1 protein-coding gene is annotated in these 286 nt (G+C 73.1%); it reads right to left on the bottom strand.

The genetic code is table 11. From position 1 onward, the window contains the following. The coding region (locus tag ACLBXP_RS25970) for an EAL domain-containing protein (protein WP_447670665.1) at positions 1-286 on the bottom strand (286 nt) is incomplete at both ends.

Raw genomic sequence — 286 nt, 5'->3', positions numbered from 1 at the left:
CACTGGTCCTGGAACTGCTGGGGCGAGATGTTGACCGCGATCTGCAGGTGAGCCGGCCAGTCGCGGGCGTCGGGGCAGGCCTGGCGCAGCAGCCGGTAGCTGAGGTCGGCGATGAGGCCGGTCTCCTCCGCGATGGCGATGAAGTGGCTCGGGGCGAGGAGCCCCCGGCCCGGGTGGCGCCAGCGCGCCAGCACCTCGGCGCCGATCAGCTCGCGGCCGGGCAGGGACACCACGGGCTGGTAATAGGGCTCGATCTGCCCGCCCTCGATGGCGGCGCGCAGCTTCC

The sequence above is a fragment of the Methylobacterium sp. A54F genome (assembly GCF_053346035.1).
The sequence above is the reverse complement of the archived record's forward strand: the minus strand, read 5'-3'. Positions and strand labels throughout refer to the sequence as shown.